The 16,840-nt window shown below is 60.1% G+C and carries 18 protein-coding genes; all 18 read left to right on the top strand.

Annotation, left to right across the window (positions count from 1 at the left end; genetic code table 11):
• Positions 1-3: 3 nt before the first annotated feature.
• The 18 genes from COW1_RS02595 to COW1_RS02680 all read left to right on the top strand — a co-directional run bounded on the left by COW1_RS02595 (position 4) and on the right by COW1_RS02680 (position 16,403).
• Positions 4-1,485: an ABC transporter substrate-binding protein gene (locus COW1_RS02595; RefSeq protein WP_201345335.1), complete on the top strand. Its 1,482-nt coding sequence runs from the start codon at positions 4-6 to the stop codon at positions 1,483-1,485.
• On the top strand, positions 1,482-1,976 hold the full coding sequence (locus tag COW1_RS02600; protein ID WP_201345336.1) for a L,D-transpeptidase: 495 nt from the start codon (positions 1,482-1,484) through the stop codon (positions 1,974-1,976). Before COW1_RS02595 ends, COW1_RS02600 begins: the two co-directional genes overlap by 4 nt.
• Before the next feature lie 303 nt (positions 1,977-2,279).
• Entirely contained in the window at positions 2,280-3,206 is a 927-nt protein-coding gene (gene nikB, locus COW1_RS02605; RefSeq protein WP_201345337.1) for a nickel ABC transporter permease, read from the top strand.
• Between the two features lie 2 nt (positions 3,207-3,208).
• Complete coding sequence (locus tag COW1_RS02610) at positions 3,209-3,997, top strand: ABC transporter permease (protein WP_096367585.1); 789 nt, start codon at positions 3,209-3,211, stop codon at positions 3,995-3,997.
• A 151-nt stretch (positions 3,998-4,148) separates the two neighbouring features.
• A complete protein-coding gene (gene nagZ, locus COW1_RS02615; RefSeq protein ID WP_096366591.1) occupies positions 4,149-5,198 on the top strand; it encodes a beta-N-acetylhexosaminidase in 1,050 nt (349 codons plus the stop codon).
• A 137-nt stretch (positions 5,199-5,335) separates the two neighbouring features.
• Positions 5,336-6,490, top strand: a complete 1,155-nt coding sequence (locus tag COW1_RS02620; RefSeq protein WP_201345338.1) for a mechanosensitive ion channel family protein — start codon at positions 5,336-5,338, stop codon at positions 6,488-6,490.
• Positions 6,487-7,431, top strand: a complete 945-nt coding sequence (rssA, locus tag COW1_RS02625; RefSeq protein WP_096366590.1) for a patatin-like phospholipase RssA — start codon at positions 6,487-6,489, stop codon at positions 7,429-7,431. The genes COW1_RS02620 and rssA overlap by 4 nt, the downstream gene beginning before the upstream one ends.
• 130 nt (positions 7,432-7,561) lie before the next feature.
• Positions 7,562-8,116, top strand: a complete 555-nt coding sequence (locus COW1_RS02630) for a hypoxanthine-guanine phosphoribosyltransferase (RefSeq protein ID WP_096366589.1) — start codon at positions 7,562-7,564, stop codon at positions 8,114-8,116.
• Between the two features lie 21 nt (positions 8,117-8,137).
• The gene (locus tag COW1_RS02635) at positions 8,138-8,884 is read left to right on the top strand and encodes an S-methyl-5'-thioinosine phosphorylase (protein ID WP_201345339.1); all 747 of its coding nucleotides are present in this window, start codon (positions 8,138-8,140) and stop codon (positions 8,882-8,884) included.
• A 231-nt stretch (positions 8,885-9,115) separates the two neighbouring features.
• On the top strand, positions 9,116-9,580 hold the full coding sequence (locus COW1_RS02640; protein ID WP_201345340.1) for a peroxiredoxin: 465 nt from the start codon (positions 9,116-9,118) through the stop codon (positions 9,578-9,580).
• An 8-nt stretch (positions 9,581-9,588) separates the two neighbouring features.
• Entirely contained in the window at positions 9,589-11,157 is a 1,569-nt protein-coding gene (locus tag COW1_RS02645; RefSeq protein ID WP_201345341.1) for a bifunctional GNAT family N-acetyltransferase/carbon-nitrogen hydrolase family protein, read from the top strand.
• Between the two features lie 304 nt (positions 11,158-11,461).
• Entirely contained in the window at positions 11,462-12,124 is a 663-nt protein-coding gene (locus COW1_RS02650; RefSeq protein WP_201345342.1) for a carboxypeptidase-like regulatory domain-containing protein, read from the top strand.
• Between the two features lie 117 nt (positions 12,125-12,241).
• On the top strand, positions 12,242-12,640 hold the full coding sequence (locus COW1_RS02655; protein WP_201345343.1) for a hypothetical protein: 399 nt from the start codon (positions 12,242-12,244) through the stop codon (positions 12,638-12,640).
• A 46-nt stretch (positions 12,641-12,686) separates the two neighbouring features.
• The gene (locus tag COW1_RS02660; RefSeq protein WP_201345344.1) at positions 12,687-13,190 is read left to right on the top strand and encodes a hypothetical protein; all 504 of its coding nucleotides are present in this window, start codon (positions 12,687-12,689) and stop codon (positions 13,188-13,190) included.
• 132 nt (positions 13,191-13,322) lie between these two features.
• Positions 13,323-13,631 (top strand): transposase, encoded by a 309-nt coding sequence (locus COW1_RS02665; protein ID WP_201344503.1) that lies wholly within the window; start codon positions 13,323-13,325, stop codon positions 13,629-13,631.
• Positions 13,632-13,639: 8 nt separating this feature from the next.
• Positions 13,640-14,512, top strand: a complete 873-nt coding sequence (locus tag COW1_RS02670; protein ID WP_242466441.1) for an IS3 family transposase — start codon at positions 13,640-13,642, stop codon at positions 14,510-14,512.
• Positions 14,513-14,573: 61 nt separating this feature from the next.
• Positions 14,574-14,876, top strand: a complete 303-nt coding sequence (locus COW1_RS02675; protein WP_201345345.1) for a hypothetical protein — start codon at positions 14,574-14,576, stop codon at positions 14,874-14,876.
• 1,092 nt (positions 14,877-15,968) lie between these two features.
• A complete protein-coding gene (locus COW1_RS02680; protein ID WP_201345346.1) occupies positions 15,969-16,403 on the top strand; it encodes a hypothetical protein in 435 nt (144 codons plus the stop codon).
• Positions 16,404-16,840 lie beyond the last annotated feature (437 nt).

Consider the following 16,840-nt stretch of genomic DNA (forward strand, 5'->3'; position numbering starts at 1 on the left):
GTGATGATCCGCTGGCGCCTCCTGCTGCTGCTGACAGCGGTCCTGCTGACGTCGGCCTGCCAGTCGCCTGCTGAGGACGTCATCCGGCTCGGCATTGCCGGGCGGCCCGCCAACCTGGATCCGCTGCACGCCACCGACGCGGCGTCCGCGCGCGTCAACCGGCTGCTGTACCGCGCCCTGGTCGATTTCGACGCGCAGCAGCGGCCGGTGCCGGAACTGGCGCGCTGGGAGCGCCTGACGCCGACCCGTTACCGCTTTCATCTCGATCCTGAGCGCGCCCCCTTCCATGACGGCGCGCCCCTGACCGCCGCCGACGTGGTCGCGACCTACCGGGCGGTGCTGGATCCGGCCACCGGATCACCGCACCGCGGCCTGCTCAGTCTGATCGGGCAGGTCAGCGCCGTCGACGCCGACACGGTCGAGTTTCTGCTGAATCGCGCCGACCGGCTGTTCCCCGGTTATCTGGTCATCGGCATCGTGCCGGCCCGCCTGCTGGCGCAGGGGCATGACTTTCAGCGTGCACCGATCGGCAGCGGCCCCCTGGAACTGATCGAGCGGGGCGGCGACGGCCAGCTGCGGCTGCGCCGGCGCAGTGATGGCCAGCAGCTTGCCGTCCAGCAGGTGAAGGACCCGACGGTGCGGGTGCTCAAGCTGCAGCGCGGTGAACTGGACATCATCCAGAACGATCTGCCGGCCGAACTGATCCGCTACCTGGACGGCCGCGAGGATATCCGGATCGAACGCCATCGCGGCGCAAATTTCAGTTATATCGGGTTCAATCTCGAGGATGCGCAGACCGGCGACCCGCGCCTGCGCCGGGCCGTGGCCCACGCCATCGACCGCGCCGCCATCATCGAGCATCTGCTGGCTGGTGCGGCGCGGCCGGCCGGGGCGCTGCTGCCGCCCGGGCACTGGGCCGGGCACCCGGAACTGGACGGGGTGGACTACGATCCGGATCGGGCCCGGGCCTTGCTGAGCGAACTCGGCTACGGCCCGCAGCGGCTGCTGGAGCTCAGTTACAAGACCTCGAGCGATCCGCTGCGGCTGCGCATCGCCACCGTGTTCCAGGACCAGCTGGCCCGCGTCGGCATCCGGCTCAGACTGCAGAGCTACGACTGGGGCACCTTCTACGGCGACATCAAGGCCGGGCGCTTTCAGCTCTACAGCCTGATGTGGGTGGGCATCAAGACCCCGGACATCTTCCGTCACGTGTTCCACAGCGCCTCGCTCCCGCCCGGCGGCGCCAACCGCGGCCGCTATCGGGATGCGCGGATCGATGCCTGGATCGAGGCGGCCGAGGCGGCGCAGACACAGACCGAGCAGGTCACGTATTATCGACGCATCCAGGCGCGGTTGCTGGAGACCCTGCCGTATGTCCCGCTGTGGTACGAGGATCATGTCTACGCCGCGCGGGCGGATATCCGGGGTTACCGCCTCAACCTGCACGGCAATTACGACGGGCTGCTCGAGGTGCAGCGCAGATGACACAGACGCCGCCGCGACGCTACCTGCGGGTCACGCTGGACGATCAGCGCCTGCAGCTGATCGAGCAGGGTGAGCCCCAACTGGAATATCCGGTCTCGACCGGTGCGGCCGGGCCGGGCGAGCGCGACGGCAGCGGCTGTACCCCGCGCGGCTGGCACCGCATCCGCATCCGCATCGGGGCCGGCTGCCCGCTCAATACCGTGTTCGTCGGCCGCCGGCCGACCGGCGAGATCTACAGCCCCGAACTGGCCGCCAGCGCACCGGGACGGGACTGGATCCTGACCCGCATCCTGTGGCTGACCGGCCTGGAGCCCGGCTGCAACCGCGGCGGGGCGGTCGACACCCTGCGCCGCTACATCTACATCCACGGCTGCCCGGACAGCGAGCCCATGGGGGTGCCGGCCTCGCACGGCTGCATCCGCATGCGCAATGCCGATCTGCTGGAACTGTTCGAACAGGTCGAGCGCGGGTTGCCGGTGCTGATCCGGTAGGATGGGTGGAGCGCAGCGCAACCCATCGTTGCATGATTTGGTGTGGCGGGTTACGGCGCCCGGCGTCTTCACCCATCCTACAACGCTAATCCAGTAGGATGGGTGGAGCCAAGCGCAACCCATCGTCACGAGACTGACCCGATGGGTTACGGCGCTATGCGCCTCCACCCATCCTACGCGTAGGTCGGGTTAGCCCGCGGGGCGTAACCCGACAAAATACCGCGGTTGTGTCGGGTTACGCTGCGCTGACCCGAGCTACAGGTCTGCAATGAAACCAAGCCATATCATCGTCAGGCAAGACATATGCTCGCTGAACTGACCCGTCGCCTGCTCAGCACCGCCGTCGTGGTGCTGGGCGTGGTGGTGCTGGTATTCCTGCTGATCCATCTCATCCCCGGCGACCCGGTGGACGTGATGCTGGGCGAGGCCGCCACGGCGGCTGACCGCGAGGCGCTGCGCCACCAGCTGGGACTGGACCGGCCGCTGACGGCGCAGCTGGGCGACTACCTGGGCGGGCTGGCCAGGGGGGATCTGGGTCAGTCGCTGCAGCAGCGCCGGCCGATCGTCGAACTGCTGGCCGAACGCATTCCCGCCACCCTGGAACTGGCGCTGGCCGCACTGGCCTTCACCCTGGTGCTGGCACTGCCGCTGGGGCTGCTGGCGGCGGTGCGCCGCAACAGCGGCTGGGACCGCGGCGCGATGGCCTTCTCGCTGCTGGGGGTGTCCATCCCCAACTTCTGGCTGGGGCCGCTGCTGATCCTGCTGTTCGCGGTCGGGCTGGGCTGGCTGCCGGTCAGCGGCCGCGACGCGCCCGGCGCGCTGATCCTGCCGGCGCTGACCCTGGGCCTGTCGCTGGCGGCGGTGCTGTCGCGCATGGTGCGCAGCAGCGTGCTGGAGGTGCTGGGCGAGGATTTCATCCGCAGCGCCTATGCCCGCGGTCTGTCCACGCGCCAGGTGCTGACCCGCCACGCCCTGCCCAATGCGCTGCTGCCGGTGATCACGGTGCTGGGCCTGCAGCTGGGCACCCTGCTGGCCGGCGCGGTGATCACCGAGGTGGTGTTCGGCTGGCCCGGCCTGGGCTCGCTGACCATCGAGGCCATCCAGGGCCGCGACTATCCCCTGGTGCAGGCCTGCGTCCTGCTCATCAGTTTGAGCTATGTGCTGGTCAACATGCTGACCGATCTGCTCTACGCCGGGATCGATCCGCGCATCCGGCTGGGGGCGGACTGATGATGCGCCGGCTTCCCTTGCTCATCCTGCTGCTGTGGGCGCTGGCCGCGCTGCTGGCCGGGGTGGGCGCGCTCGAGCCCGACCGCATCCGGCTGGAACTGATCCTGGCCCCGCCCTGGGAGGCCGGCGGCCTGGGCTACGACGACCTGGGCCGCCCGCTGCTGGACCGGGTGATCGCCGGTGCCCGCACCTCCTTCTGGGTGGCGCTGTGGGTGGTGAGCCTGTCGGCCGTGACCGGCACCCTGATCGGCAGCGTCAGCGGCTATCTGGGCGGCTGGACGGACCGGATGATCGTCCATGTGATCGACATCTTTCTCGCCTTCCCGGGAATCCTGCTGGCCATCGCGCTTGCCGGTATACTGGGGCCGGGGATCGGCAATGTGGTCATCGCCCTCAGCCTGGTCGGCTGGGTGGGTTTCGCCCGCCTGGCCCGGGCCCAGGTGTTGTCACTGAAGCAGCGCGAGCACGTCAGCGCAGCGATTGCCCTGGGCAGCCGCCGGCGCCGGATCATCCTGCGCCACCTGATCCCGCTGCTGAGCGCGCCCCTGATCGTGGAGGCGACCTTCGGCGTGGCCTCCATCGTGATCGCCGAGGCCGGGCTGTCGTTCCTGGGGCTGGGGGTGCAACCGCCGGCGGCCTCCTGGGGCAGCATGATCCGCGACGGCACCCGCTACCTGCTGGTCGCACCGCACATGGTGCTGGTGCCCGGCACGGCCATGCTGCTGGTAGTCCTGGCGGTGAACCTGCTGGGCGATCGGCTGCGCGATCGGATGGATGTGCGGCTGCGTTGACATAATGACCACGGACACACACGGAACTATTGCGTAGGATGGGTGAAGGCGCTAAGCGCCGTAACCCATCATGTCCTGCCGCACCGCGAGGGGTTACGCTTCGCTTCACCCATCCTACGCCCCGCTATGAACAATTAAGGAAACAACCACCATGTCACTGGGACCGGTCATGCTGGACATCGAGGGTCTGCGGCCCACCGCCGCGGAGCGCGAACTGCTGTGCCGGCCCGAGGTCGGCGGGGTGATTCTGTTCAGCCGCAACTACACTTCGCCCGACCAGCTGCAGGAACTCATCGACGAACTGCACGGTCTGCGTGACCCGCGGCTGCTCATCGCCGTGGACCAGGAAGGCGGGCGGGTGCAGCGCTTCCGCGACGGTTTCACCCGGCTGCCGCCGGTGGCTGAACTGGGCCGGGTCTATGACGAGGACCGCGCCCGTGCCCTTGCGCTGGCCGAGACCACCGGCTGGCTGATGGCCAGCGAACTGCGCGCCATGGGCGTGGACCTGAGCTTCGCGCCGGTGCTGGACATCGACCGCCGCCGCAGTTCGGTGATCGGCGACCGCGCCTTCCACCGCCGACCGGAGGCGGTGGCGGAACTGGCCCACGCCTACCAGAAGGGCATGCAGAGCGCGGGCATGGCGGCGGTGGGCAAGCACTACCCGGGCCACGGCGGGGTGGAGGCCGACTCCCATCTGGACCTGCCGGTGGACGAGCGCGAACTGGCCGATCTGGAACTGGAGGATCTGCTGCCCTTCGAGCGCTTGATTCATCAGGGCCTGGCCGGGATCATGGTCGCCCATGTGCTGTATCCCCGGATCGATGCCGACCTGGCCGGCTTCTCGGCTTTCTGGCTGCAGGATTACCTGCGCCGGCAGTTGCGCTTTCAGGGGGTGATCTTCAGCGATGATCTCGGCATGGCCGCCGCCGAGCGCGCCGGCGACATGGTGGCGCGGGCCCGCAGTGCGCTGAATGCCGGTTGCGACATGATCCTGGTCTGCAATCGCCCGCGGGAGGCGCGGGCCGTGGTCGAGGCGCTGGAGGGCTACGAGAACCCGGCCTCGCAGGCGCGGCTGATCCGGCTGCACGGCCGCCGGGCGCTGACACCGGAGGAACTGCGCCGCGAGCGGCGCTGGCGCGAGGCGGTGGCCGCAGTGCAGGGCTATGACAGCGAGCCGCTGTTGGATATGGATCTGGAATAACGTAATTAATTTCTCGTCATTGCGAGCGAAGCGTGGCAATCTCTGGCCGCACAGATCCCTTGTTCCGAGATCGCCGCAGCGCATTGCGCCACGCAATGGCGGGGTCGTCTGAAACGCCGTGAGACAACACAATCCGCATGGAAAACTTCATCGAACACATCAGGCCGCTGTATGCCTGGAGCACCGAAAATACCTGGATCTACCAGGTATTCATCATCGTCTTCGTCTCGCTGCTGCTGAGCTATATCGCCGGCAAGCTGCTCGACCGTCTGTATGCGCGGTTTCAGAAGACCCGCAACACCTGGGACGATGCGCTGGCCGAGTCGGCGCGCAAGCCGGTGCGGGTGCTGATCTGGATCATCGGCATCGCCTTCGCCGCCGAGATCATCCACGCCAAGACGGATACCCCCATCTTCACCGCCGTGGACCCGATACGCGACGTCGGCGTGATCGCGGTCATGGCCTGGTTCCTGCTGCGCCTGATCAACAACGTCCAGAAGAATGTGCTGCAGCAGCACGCGAGCGACGACAAGCCCTACGACCGCACCACCCTGGATGCCATCGGCAAGCTGCTGCGCGCCACCGTCATCATCACCGCCTTTCTGGTGGTGCTGCAGACGCTGGGGTTCAGCATCTCCGGCGTGCTGGCCTTCGGCGGTATCGGCGGCATCGCGGTGGGCTTCGCCGCCAAGGACATGCTGGCCAATTTCTTCGGTGCCATGCTGGTCTACCTGGACCGGCCCTTCAATGTCGGCGACTGGATCCGCTCGCCGGACCGCGAGATCGAGGGCGTCGTGGAGGACATCGGCTGGCGCATCACCACCATCCGCACCTTCGACAAACGGCCGCTGTACGTGCCCAATTCGGTCTTCACCAGCATCATCGTGGAGAATCCGCGGCGCATGAGCCACCGCCGCATCTACGAGACCATCGGCATCCGCTACGACGACATGGACAAGATGCATGCCATCACCGACGAGGTGCGGGAGATGCTGCAGACGCATGAAGAGATTGATGACTCCCAGACCCTGATGGTCTACTTCAACGCCTTCAATGCCTCGTCCATCGACTTCATGGTCTACACCTTCACCCATACCACGGTCTGGACCGAGTTCCACCGCATCAAACACGAGATCCTGCTGAAGATCGCCGATATCATCGCCAGCCACGGCGCCGAGATCGCCTACCCGACCCGTACCCTGCATGTGCCGGAGCGGCTGCTGCTGGGACGTGATGATGAAGGGGATGCGCCCGACGAAGATGCGGCCCCGGCCCCGGCGGGCGGTCAGTGAGCCGGCGCCGCCCGCGCATCGGCCTGGCCCTGGGCGGCGGCGCGGCGCGCGGCTGGGCGCATATCGGCGTCATCCAGTACCTGAAGGACGAAGGCATCGATGTGGATGTGATCTGCGGCACCTCCATCGGTTCCATCGTCGGCGGCGCCGAGGCCGCCGGCCAGCTCGATACCCTGCGCGAGTGGCTGGAGCAGCTGGAATGGCAGGACATCATCCGCTACCTGGACGTGACCTTCACCGGCGGCCTGCTCCAGGGCACCAAGCTGATGGACTTCTTCCGCGAGCGGTTGCAGGACGCCGAGATCGATAAACTGGATCGCCCGTTCGCGGCCGTGGCCACGGAACTGTCCAACGGCCAGGAGGTATGGCTGCAATCCGGATCGCTGATGGATGCCATGCGCGCCTCCATCGCACTGCCGGGCCTGTTCACGCCGGTGGAACGCGACGGCCGCTGGCTGGTCGACGGCGGCCTGGTCAACCCGGTGCCGGTGTCGCTGTGCCGGGCGCTGGGCGCCGAGCGCATCATCGCGGTGGATCTGAACTCCGATATCCTCGGCCGGCGTACCGGCAAGCCACCCCGCTCGCTGCCCGCCGAAGAGGACGAGTCGGCGCAGAAGGCCTGGGGCAAGATGTTACGCAAGGGCGACTGGCAGGGCATGTTCCAGACCCTGTTTCATGCGCCCATGGAGCAGTGGAAAAGCTATTTCCAGCGCGAGGCGAGTGCGCCGCCGTCGCTGGTCGACGTACTGGCACAAAGTGTTTACATTATGCAGGTGCGCATCACCCGCGCGCGCATGGCCGGGGATCCGCCTGACGTGCTGCTGACCCCGCGGCTGTCCCAGATCCGGTTGCTGGAGTTCCACCGTGCGACCGAGGCCATCGAGGAAGGCTACAAGGTCGCCAGACGGGCCGGCGACCAGATCAAGCGGCTCCTGGAATGATAAAAACCGTAGGATGGGTGAAGCGAAGCGCAACCCATCGTCGTTCGATATCCGATGGGTTGCGGCGCCCGGCGCCTCCACCCATCCTACCCGGGATACAACCCGAAGCCCCAGAATCAAAAGCTGACCAATGACCGATATCACCCCCACCGAAGCCCGCCAGGTGCTGGAACGCGCCGAATGCGTGCACAGCGCCGAGGTCGTGCAGGACAGCCTGGACAGCATGGCCACCGCCATCACCGAACGCATGCAGGATGCCAACCCCCTGGTGATCAGCGTCATGACCGGCGCCATCGTGCTGGCCGGGCAGTTGCTGCCGCGGCTGCACTTCCCCCTGCAGCTGGATTATGTCCACGCCACCCGCTACCGCGGCCGCACCAAGGGCGGGGAACTGTACTGGATCAACCGCCCCAACTTCCCGCTCAAGGGCCGCACCGTGCTGATCCTGGACGACATCCTGGACGAGGGCCTCACCCTGGAGGCGATCAAGGACTTCTGCCTGCAGGAAGGGGCCGCGACGGTCTACAGCGCGGTGCTGGTGCGCAAGCGCCATGACCGCTGCGTGGACGGGGTCGAGGCGGATTTCACCGGGCTGCAGGTCGAGGACCGCTATGTCTTCGGCTGCGGCATGGACTATCACGGTTATCACCGCAATCTGCCGGCGATCTACGCCGTGGATGAATAAGGCAACAAGGAACCTCACTTCATGGCAAAACTGGCAATCATCGGCGGCAGCGGACTGGACAAGCTCAAGAACCTGGAGATCGAGCGCCGCGAGGTACTGCAGACGCCCTACGGCGAACCGTCCGGGCCGCTCACCCACGGCCGCATCAGCGGCACCCAGGTGGTGTTCCTGCCGCGTCACGGCTCGGGCCACACCATCCCGCCGCACAAGGTCAATTACCGCGCCAACATCTGGGCGCTGCATCACATCGGCATCCAGGACATCATCGCCGTGGCCGCCGTGGGCGGCATCACCCGCGGCATGGCGCCGGCGACCCTGGCCTTCCCGGATCAGATCATCGACTACACCTGGGGCCGGGAGAACACCTTCTTCGACGACGATGACAGCGCCGTCACGCATATCGACTTCACCTATCCCTACTGCATCGAGCTGCGCCGCAAGCTGATCGAGACCACGCGCCGCGGGGGCATCACCGCCATCGAGCGCGGCACCTACGGCGCCACCCAGGGCCCGCGCCTGGAGACCGCCGCCGAGATCGACCGGCTGGAGCGCGACGGCTGCGACATGGTCGGCATGACCGGCATGCCCGAGGCCGCCCTGGCGGCGGAGAAGGGCATGTGCTATGCCTCCTGTGCCGTCGTGGCCAACTGGGCCGCCGGCCGCGGCGAGGGCGACGGCCACATCACCATGGAGGAGATCGAGGTGCATCTGAAGAACGCCATGACCAAGGTGCGCGGCCTGCTGGAGGCGGTGATTCCCGCGCTGTAGTGGATTGTCTATCATGTAGGTCGGGTTAGCGTAGCGTAACCCGACAGTCCGCGGCATGTTGGGTTACGGTGCTGCGCACCTAACCCAACCTACGTGCTGGATGCGGGAATGACGACGTCTTAAAGCATATAGGTCGGGTTAGCGCAGCGTAACCCGACATGATCGCGATATTCTGTCGGGTTACGCCCTGTCGGGCTAACCCGGCCTACGTCGACTGCAAGGAGGTTATTCATGCTCAACCCCGGCGACACCGCCCCCGACTTCAGCCTGGAGGAGACCGACGGCGAACGGATCCAGCTGTCCGGCTTCAAGGGCGAGAAGAATGTCGTGATCTACTTCTACCCCAAGGACGACACCCCCGGCTGCACCATCGAGGCGCAGGACTTCACCGCCCTGCAGGAGCAGTTCGACGCCGCCGACACGGTGGTGCTCGGCATCAGCCGCGACGACTGCGGCAGCCATGCCGCCTTCCGCGACAAGTATGGCCTGAGCGTGAAACTGCTGTCCGATCCCGATGCGAGGGTGTGCGGGCAGTACGGCGTCTGGCAGGAAAAGTCCAAGGGCGGCGAGAAGAAGATGGGCATCGTGCGCTCGACCTTCATCGTCGACCAGGCCGGCACTCTCCGCCATGCGCTCTACGGCGTCAGCGCCGAGGGCCATGCGCAGGAGGTGCTGGAGAAGGTCAAGGCACTCTAATCGCGCCCATGACCCGCGAACTCTCCGATCCCGCCAGCAAGCTGGTGGTGCGCAACGCCCGGCATGGTGACGTGCCGGCCATCGCCGAACTGTCCGAGCGCGTCTACGCCGGCACCGGCCTGCACGGCTATGCCGAGGGTGCGGTGCGCGGCCAGATCAACCATTTCCCCGAAGGCCAATTCGTCATCCTGGTCGATGACCGGGTGGTCGGCTACTGCGCTACCTTCCGGGTCAAGGAGGCGGTGGGGCTGAAACGCCATACCTGGGGCGAGATCACCGGCAACGGTCATGCCTCGCGCCACGACCCGGACGGCGACTGGCTCTACGGCATGGAGGTCTGCGTCGATCCCGACTACCGCGGTTACCGGCTCGGTCAGCGCCTGTACAACGCGCGCAAGCAGCTGTGCCAGCGGCTGGGCCTGAAGGGCATCGTCTTCGCCGGGCGGCTGCCCACCCTGGCCAAACGCCTGAAAAAATTCGGCTCGGTCGAGGCCTATGTCGAGGCGATCCGGGAGCGCCAGGCGCGCGACCCGGTGCTGTCGTTCCAGCTGCGCAACGGCTTCGAGGTCATCGACATCATTCCGGGCTATCTGACCGCCGACCACCAGTCCATGGGCTACGGCATCCACCTGCGCTGGCAGAACCCCAAGGTGGCCACCAACGAGGAGGTCAAAACCAGCAAGGACTACGGCGGCCGCCTGCCCGACAGCATCCGCGTGGGCACGGTGCAGTACATGCAGCGCCGAGTGCTGTCCTTCGACGAGTTCCTGAAGATGGTGGCCTATTTCGTCGATGTGGTGGCCGACTACTCCGGCGACTTCGTGGTCTTCCCCGAAATGTTCACCCTGCAGCTGCTGTCCATCGAGGATCAGCAGCTGTCGCCGGCCGAGTCCATCGAGGCCCTGACCAAGTACACCCCGCGCCTGATCGAGGCCCTGCGCGACATGGCGCTGCGCTACAACATCAACATCATCGGCGGCTCGCATCCCACCCGGGTCGAGTCCGGCCGGGTGGAGAACATCTCCTACGTGTTCCTGCGCGACGGCACCGTGCATGAGCAGCCCAAGATCCATCCCACCCCCAATGAGGTCTACTGGTGGAACATCGAGGGCGGCAGCACCCTGCACGCCATCGACACCGACTGCGGCCCCATCGGCGTGCTGATCTGCTACGACGCCGAGTTCCCCGAACTGGCGCGTTATCTCACTGACCAGGGCATCCGCATCCTGTTCGTGCCTTTCTGCACCGACGAGCGCCAGAGCTACCTGCGGGTGCGCTACTGCTGCCAGGCCCGCGCGGTGGAAAACCAGCTCTACGTGGTCATGTCCGGCAATGTCGGCAACCTGCCCAATGTCGCCAACATGGACATCCAGTATGCCCAGAGCTGCATCCTCACCCCCTGCGACTTCCCCTTCGCCCGCGACGGCATCGCCGCCGACACCACCCCGAATGTGGAGACCGTCGCCATCGCCGATCTGCGCCCCGAAACCCTCACCATGGCCCGCAACAACGGCACGGTGAAGAACCTGCGCGACCGCAGGCACGACCTGTACCGGTTGCAGTGGCTGGGGAAGTAGTCGAACTCAATCCTTTTATGTTCGCAATAGAGCGGGCGGGGAAAGGCGTCAGCTTCCGGCTGCAGACGTAAAAAGTTTCACGTCATTGCGAGGAGCGAAGCGACGTGGCAATCTCCCAAAGACAAAGCTGAGCGATCATCGTCAAGGATGACGATATGGAAAAGCAACCCGCTGTTTAAAGTGACGGATGAATCAGGTCTTGCAATGCGAAAAACGAATACATGATTGCAATACCTGACCCCATTTACGACATGTGTCAGCTAGACAAGCGGGTTATAAGAAGGAAATTGATCGGGGTAGATAAATGATGAGAAGAGCGCTGTTACTTGCTTCGATTTTGTTCTTTGTCTTCGCAAGCGGCTGCGTGTCCTCGGAGGAAGGATATTGGCCGAAGCAGGAGGGGCGCGTACTGGATGCCACCACCGGCAAGCCAATTGTGGATGCACTCGTTGTGGCGCGCTGGAAAGGGGTATCCGGGTACACCAATACGGTCTGCTATCACGTCGAAAGCACGATGACGGATAAACAGGGGCGTTATGAGGTTCCGGCCTGGAGAAACGATACGCGCTTTCAGAATCTACAGAAAGAGCACGTAGAGATTACGCCATTCAAGGCTGGGTATGAAGAATCGGATAGGACTTATAAAGAACATTCGTATAAGCAAGGGATTTATTATCTGATGAATTTTGAGGGAACAAAGGCAGAGCGTCTGGACTATCTGTTAAGAATTCCAGTTGCTTGTTCCAGTGCCGGTTACAGTGAAAGAAATATGTTTGATTTCTATCTTGCTAGATACAAGGAAGCAAGGAATATTGCTGTAACGGATAAAGAAAAGGAGATAGTGACGCGATTCAAAGAAAGTGCTGCCAGTTCAGCTATCTCTACCGATGACCTAAACCTATCTGCGCGAGAAGAAGAGAAGCGCATTCAAGAGTTTTTGAGAGCTAATCCATTATTAGTGGATTAAAGGGGTCGGTGACAAATGAGAATGATTGCGCTTTGTCACCGACCCCTTTAGTTCCCTTTAGTTCCAACCCCTTTAGTTCCCGCACAGCTACAACGTTATGCATAGATATAGAAGATTATGACTACAGCATTATATAAATTTCGAGAAGGGATTCCAGTGTTTGAACAGGCAATAAATCAACTCTTCGAAGCTAGGCCCTTTGTGCTTGGTGAGGCCGATCCGCCAACTAACATCGGTGTTTATGCATTATTCTATGACGGGGCTTTAAAATATATTGGGGAAGCGAAGGGACGCAAAGGCTTAAGAGATCGATTATTAAGTAAACACTTAAGCGGCGATGATAACCATACTATGCAGAGGGTGTTTATGAGTAAATACCCTGATCGTACAGATCGTAGAAATTTCATAAAGAAAAATGTTTCTGCAAAATGGCTGGTGATGGAATGCCCGGACACAGTATCTGCTGTCGAAAGATTATTAATTTGGGCTTTAAAACCTGAGTGGAATAATACGTAATAAATTAAAAGCAATGCGCTGATTCTGTTTTACAAAGGAGTATATTTTGAATTTTAAAATAAGCCGAGTTCTAGTTGCCGCGATGTTTGTTGTAGTAACAGCTTGCTCAGATGATGACAAACCTCGACAACTGTCGCCCGAAGAAATTGCTGAAAATAAGAGGCAATATGAAGCTGAATTGGAAAAAGAAAAAGCGATAAAGCAATCAATCTATGATGCCAGTGATAGCAAGCTAAAGGAAATTCTGTCTGAATGCAGAAAACTAATTAACGAATACGCTGATTCTAGAAATAAGGGCCCTTTTTCAAACCACATGATTGATATCTACAGCGCTGATATTTATCAATATCCTGCAGGAAAACATGCATTAATGACTGATGAGCAACGAATTGAAGATTTGAGAAAGTCAAAAGACTATATTTCATTCAATACTGAATATGCAATATTGTCTACGACTGATAGTTTTAGCGGGCCTCAAAAATCAGTGGACAAATATGAATGTGAAATAGGTTCAGGACCTGCAGTTACTCGTGCCAGAAGAGCGTACTAAATGTATAACAAACGGCTCAAGCACGACGCGCATACAGCGCGCGCGTCTTAGCCGAGCCGTTAGGGCGCCGACCTACCCATGGAAAGTAGACACATTCGTCAATTAGGATAGTATCGACGGAGAGGTGTCATCATGGCAAAGCGAAAAACCAAGTCATATCCAGAGTCCTTCCGCCGGGAGGCTGTCCGTCTGGCGGACCAGCCAGACCGAACAGCGGCCGATGTCGCGAGAGAGCTTGGGATTCATGTGGGCCAGATCTACAACTGGCGCACTCAGTTCAATAAGCTCTCAAAGGGGCAATTCACTGTAGCGGACGGCACGAATTATTCGCAGCAGGAGAAGGCAGAGATTCGGCGCTTGAAGAAGGAAGTTGCTGACCTTAAGGAAGAGCGGGATTTCCTAAAAAAAGCGACGGCATACTTTGCGAAAGCCGACAAGTAAAGTATGCCTTGATCGACTCGTGTCGGCATGAGTTCCGTATCACGTTGATGTGCCGTGTGCTGGGTGTGTCGAGATCCGGATTCTATGCATGGCAAAGGCGACCGATAAGCAGGCGGCAACAGCGCCGGGCCCTGATCGGTGAGGCGGTTGAAGCGGCCTATGTCCAGTATAAGCGCCGCTATGGCGCCCCGAGACTGGCCGTGGAGCTGAATGAGCAGGGCATTGGGTGCAGCCTGAACCATGTGGCTGCATTATTACAGGAGCGCGGGCTCCGAGCACGCAACGGCAAAGGCTTTCGGTACCGACCGCGCACGGAGGCCATGACCAATGTGAATGATAACCTCCTGGCGCGGGGCTTCACGGCAGAGGCACCCAACCGCAAATGGGTCTCGGATATCACCTATATCAAGGTGGGACGGATCTGGCTGTATCTGGCAGCGGTGATGGACCTGTTCTCGCGCAGGATCGTGGGCTGGGCGGTGGATGACCATATGCGCGAGAGCCTGGTCCTGGAGGCGTTACACATGGCGGTCTCCCAGCGTGATATCGCACACGGCGCCTTGATCCACTCGGACAGAGGGGTGCAGTATCGGGCCCATGAGTATCAGGAAGCCCTGAGGGGCTATGGACTGCGCTGTAGCATGAGCCGGAAGGGCAATTGCTGGGATAACGCGGTGATGGAGTCGTTCTTCAGTCGACTGAAGGTGGAACTGATCTATGCCGAGAACTACAAAACGGTCCACGAAGCCAGGTCGGGAATCTTCGAGTACATTGAGTTATTCCATAACCGGGAACGTCGTCATTCCGCGATTGGCTATATCAGTCCGCATGCCTACGAGCAGCGGTATGAACAATTAAACGTGTCCACTATTCGTGGGTAGGACCAGGCGATAATCCGTTCAGCGATTGACACAATAACGCAACATAACAAGGAGAAATGATATGAAAAACTTAATCAAGTACACATTGCTTGCGTGTGTTGTTATGTCGCCGAAAATAGTAATGGCTGAAGGATATACAAGCGCCCCAGGTCGCTATCAGCCTAAAAATAAGATAGAGGCAGAGCAAGAAAGAGCAATGGATGAATGGGTAAATGAGGAAAAAGCAAAGTTACAAGGATCTGCTGACAATGCCGCTTCACGCACTGGATATAAAGCCGCGCCGGGTCGCTATCAACCAGAAAATCGCTTAGAAGCAGAGCATGAAAGAGCAATGGATGAATGGATGAACGAGCAAAGAAACTAACTCCTCAGATAGCTTCGAAGAGTAATTCATGGCTGACCTCCGAGTTCATGCGCTGAGTGTGCCGACAGCACGACGCGGCCCTGGTCTTCTAGAGACTAGCCTGCGATTGAGTCGGGGGTCAGCCTCACCCTGCGGAAGCCATGGTGTCTAGGGTGCATCAGTGAGCGCAGACCAGTACCCCACAAAGTGTCTCGTAGAGAGGCTTTTCGATTCAGCACTGTCAATTCTAGCAATCGCATTTCTGATCACTGCCATTATCATTGGGCTTACATCAGAGATTCTGGAGCACCGACTAGTAAACGGTTTGGGGATGGGAGCATCTGCTATCGGCGCATTCCTTGAGTATCGCCAGAAGGTCCGATACGAGAGAAACCATATAGAAGAAAGTCTCTTGTCGGGCGCGTTATCTGCAAAATATCTAAATGGTGTTGCAAAGCTAAGACATAGGTTGGTTGCGGCCAATATTCTTATTGTTGTCGTAGGTATTTGGGTGTCAGGATATGGGGTGGTGTGGTATGCGCCCTAACCATTCAGCGCAGTTCGACGCGCTTGCGCACGTGGCTGGCTTCAGCCGTAAGGAAAGCTAGGTGCCGTCGGTTTTCTGTAGACTAATTTAAATGCGGAATGAGGAGACGTTTGTATGAACTTTGGAAGATATGTAGCCGGATATTTCACAGTGGTGGCGTTCGCGTTCTTGACAAACGCGAACGCGGTTGAGCTAGACAAATTGCGAGAATGTGCCGAGAGGCAAGCGCATTCTGTCGGCTACCATGTGGCCGGGGTAGATAGATACGACGGAAGCTATTTCGATGTTCGGCTAGCGCAAGGGCCCGGATCAACGGAAAGTGTTCGAGACGTCGTGGAAGCAGACGAGGCGAGGGGTGGTGGAATGTACGACAGGCTGGTCTCAATGCGTAATGCCATCAAGTCATGCTCCGGTTTTTATGGGCGTCTTGATATCTCCGACTTTGATGGCGCAGCCATCGCAAAAGACAGATAGAACATAGCGGTTCACTTCTTGACATCTCTCCTTGCTTAAGTGGTGACTTGGTCAATACAGATCCTAACTTTAATGACATAGGTAAAGTATAGATGAGCAATATAGTCATTGTTTTCGTTTTTCTTGGTATTGTCCTGTCAGGTTGCGTTGCGCATAGTCCTGAAAAGGAACTGGCTTTGCGATCAAAAGCACTAAACTACGCGGAGTGTGAAGAGGAGAAAGATTGTCGATTGAAGTGGTTACGTGCAAATGAATGGATTGATATATATAAGACTTATCCGGTCACAGTTAGAACTGAGTCTATTATACAGACTGATGGCCCCATTATAGCGTATGCGAACCCAAAGCCCTCTATTCGGATTGAAAGGCAAGAAAAACCTAGGGGGAGATTTGTATTTGTGATTGATGTCGCATGCGGGAACTCGGTAGGTTGTGTGCCAGATCAGTACAAACTCATGATTTCTTTCAATGAATATCTGAATACTGGAAGGTTGATAGACATCAGGGATGTTGAGGTTCCAAAGTGAAATTTCTTCATAAGCATCATGTGATGAGTGAATTCCGGAGACAGTATACCGATTATATATTTGGGGGCAGAGTAAAAATACGAAACTCATCCTCCGGTCATTATCAGCCAGAGAATATTACTCTGCCTCCAAATATCGTTGACGATAAATATTCGGCTGGATATCTGGGAGATTGTCACGTCGTTCGCTCCTCTCAATAACGGGGAATGAGAGACCGCTTGTGGTCGGCTGCGGACATTACTCTGTAGGGAAGGCGTCCGGAGTTTCTTCGGTTCTGGAATCTGGGGACAGTATAGCTATTTATAGCCATAGGCCATCCCTAGCGCATCATGAGAGTGATATGGATTGAGTACTGTCCCCGGAAGCAGTTTTTAGTTAGGCGTGCAATCCGGAAGGCTTCGCTGTCGGTTCGATTGGTCGTTACGCATTCACTGGAG

It is taken from the genome of Thiohalobacter sp. COW1 (assembly GCF_016629505.1).
Lineage (GTDB): Bacteria > Pseudomonadota > Gammaproteobacteria > Thiohalobacterales > Thiohalobacteraceae > Thiohalobacter > Thiohalobacter thiocyanaticus_A.

Bases quoted from the DNA above. Each gene is read 5' to 3' on its own strand.
- COW1_RS02595 (WP_201345335.1), top strand. From the start codon at position 4: ATGATCCGCTGGCGCCTCCTGCTGCTGCTGACAGCGGTCCTGCTGACG.
- COW1_RS02600 (WP_201345336.1), top strand. From the start codon at position 1,482: ATGACACAGACGCCGCCGCGACGCTACCTGCGGGTCACGCTGGACGAT.
- nikB (WP_201345337.1), top strand. From the start codon at position 2,280: ATGCTCGCTGAACTGACCCGTCGCCTGCTCAGCACCGCCGTCGTGGTG.
- COW1_RS02610 (WP_096367585.1), top strand. From the start codon at position 3,209: ATGCGCCGGCTTCCCTTGCTCATCCTGCTGCTGTGGGCGCTGGCCGCG.
- nagZ (WP_096366591.1), top strand. From the start codon at position 4,149: ATGTCACTGGGACCGGTCATGCTGGACATCGAGGGTCTGCGGCCCACC.
- COW1_RS02620 (WP_201345338.1), top strand. From the start codon at position 5,336: ATGGAAAACTTCATCGAACACATCAGGCCGCTGTATGCCTGGAGCACC.
- COW1_RS02630 (WP_096366589.1), top strand. From the start codon at position 7,562: ATGACCGATATCACCCCCACCGAAGCCCGCCAGGTGCTGGAACGCGCC.
- COW1_RS02635 (WP_201345339.1), top strand. From the start codon at position 8,138: ATGGCAAAACTGGCAATCATCGGCGGCAGCGGACTGGACAAGCTCAAG.
- COW1_RS02640 (WP_201345340.1), top strand. From the start codon at position 9,116: ATGCTCAACCCCGGCGACACCGCCCCCGACTTCAGCCTGGAGGAGACC.
- COW1_RS02645 (WP_201345341.1), top strand. From the start codon at position 9,589: ATGACCCGCGAACTCTCCGATCCCGCCAGCAAGCTGGTGGTGCGCAAC.
- COW1_RS02650 (WP_201345342.1), top strand. From the start codon at position 11,462: ATGATGAGAAGAGCGCTGTTACTTGCTTCGATTTTGTTCTTTGTCTTC.
- COW1_RS02655 (WP_201345343.1), top strand. From the start codon at position 12,242: ATGACTACAGCATTATATAAATTTCGAGAAGGGATTCCAGTGTTTGAA.
- COW1_RS02665 (WP_201344503.1), top strand. From the start codon at position 13,323: ATGGCAAAGCGAAAAACCAAGTCATATCCAGAGTCCTTCCGCCGGGAG.
- COW1_RS02675 (WP_201345345.1), top strand. From the start codon at position 14,574: ATGAAAAACTTAATCAAGTACACATTGCTTGCGTGTGTTGTTATGTCG.
- COW1_RS02680 (WP_201345346.1), top strand. From the start codon at position 15,969: ATGAGCAATATAGTCATTGTTTTCGTTTTTCTTGGTATTGTCCTGTCA.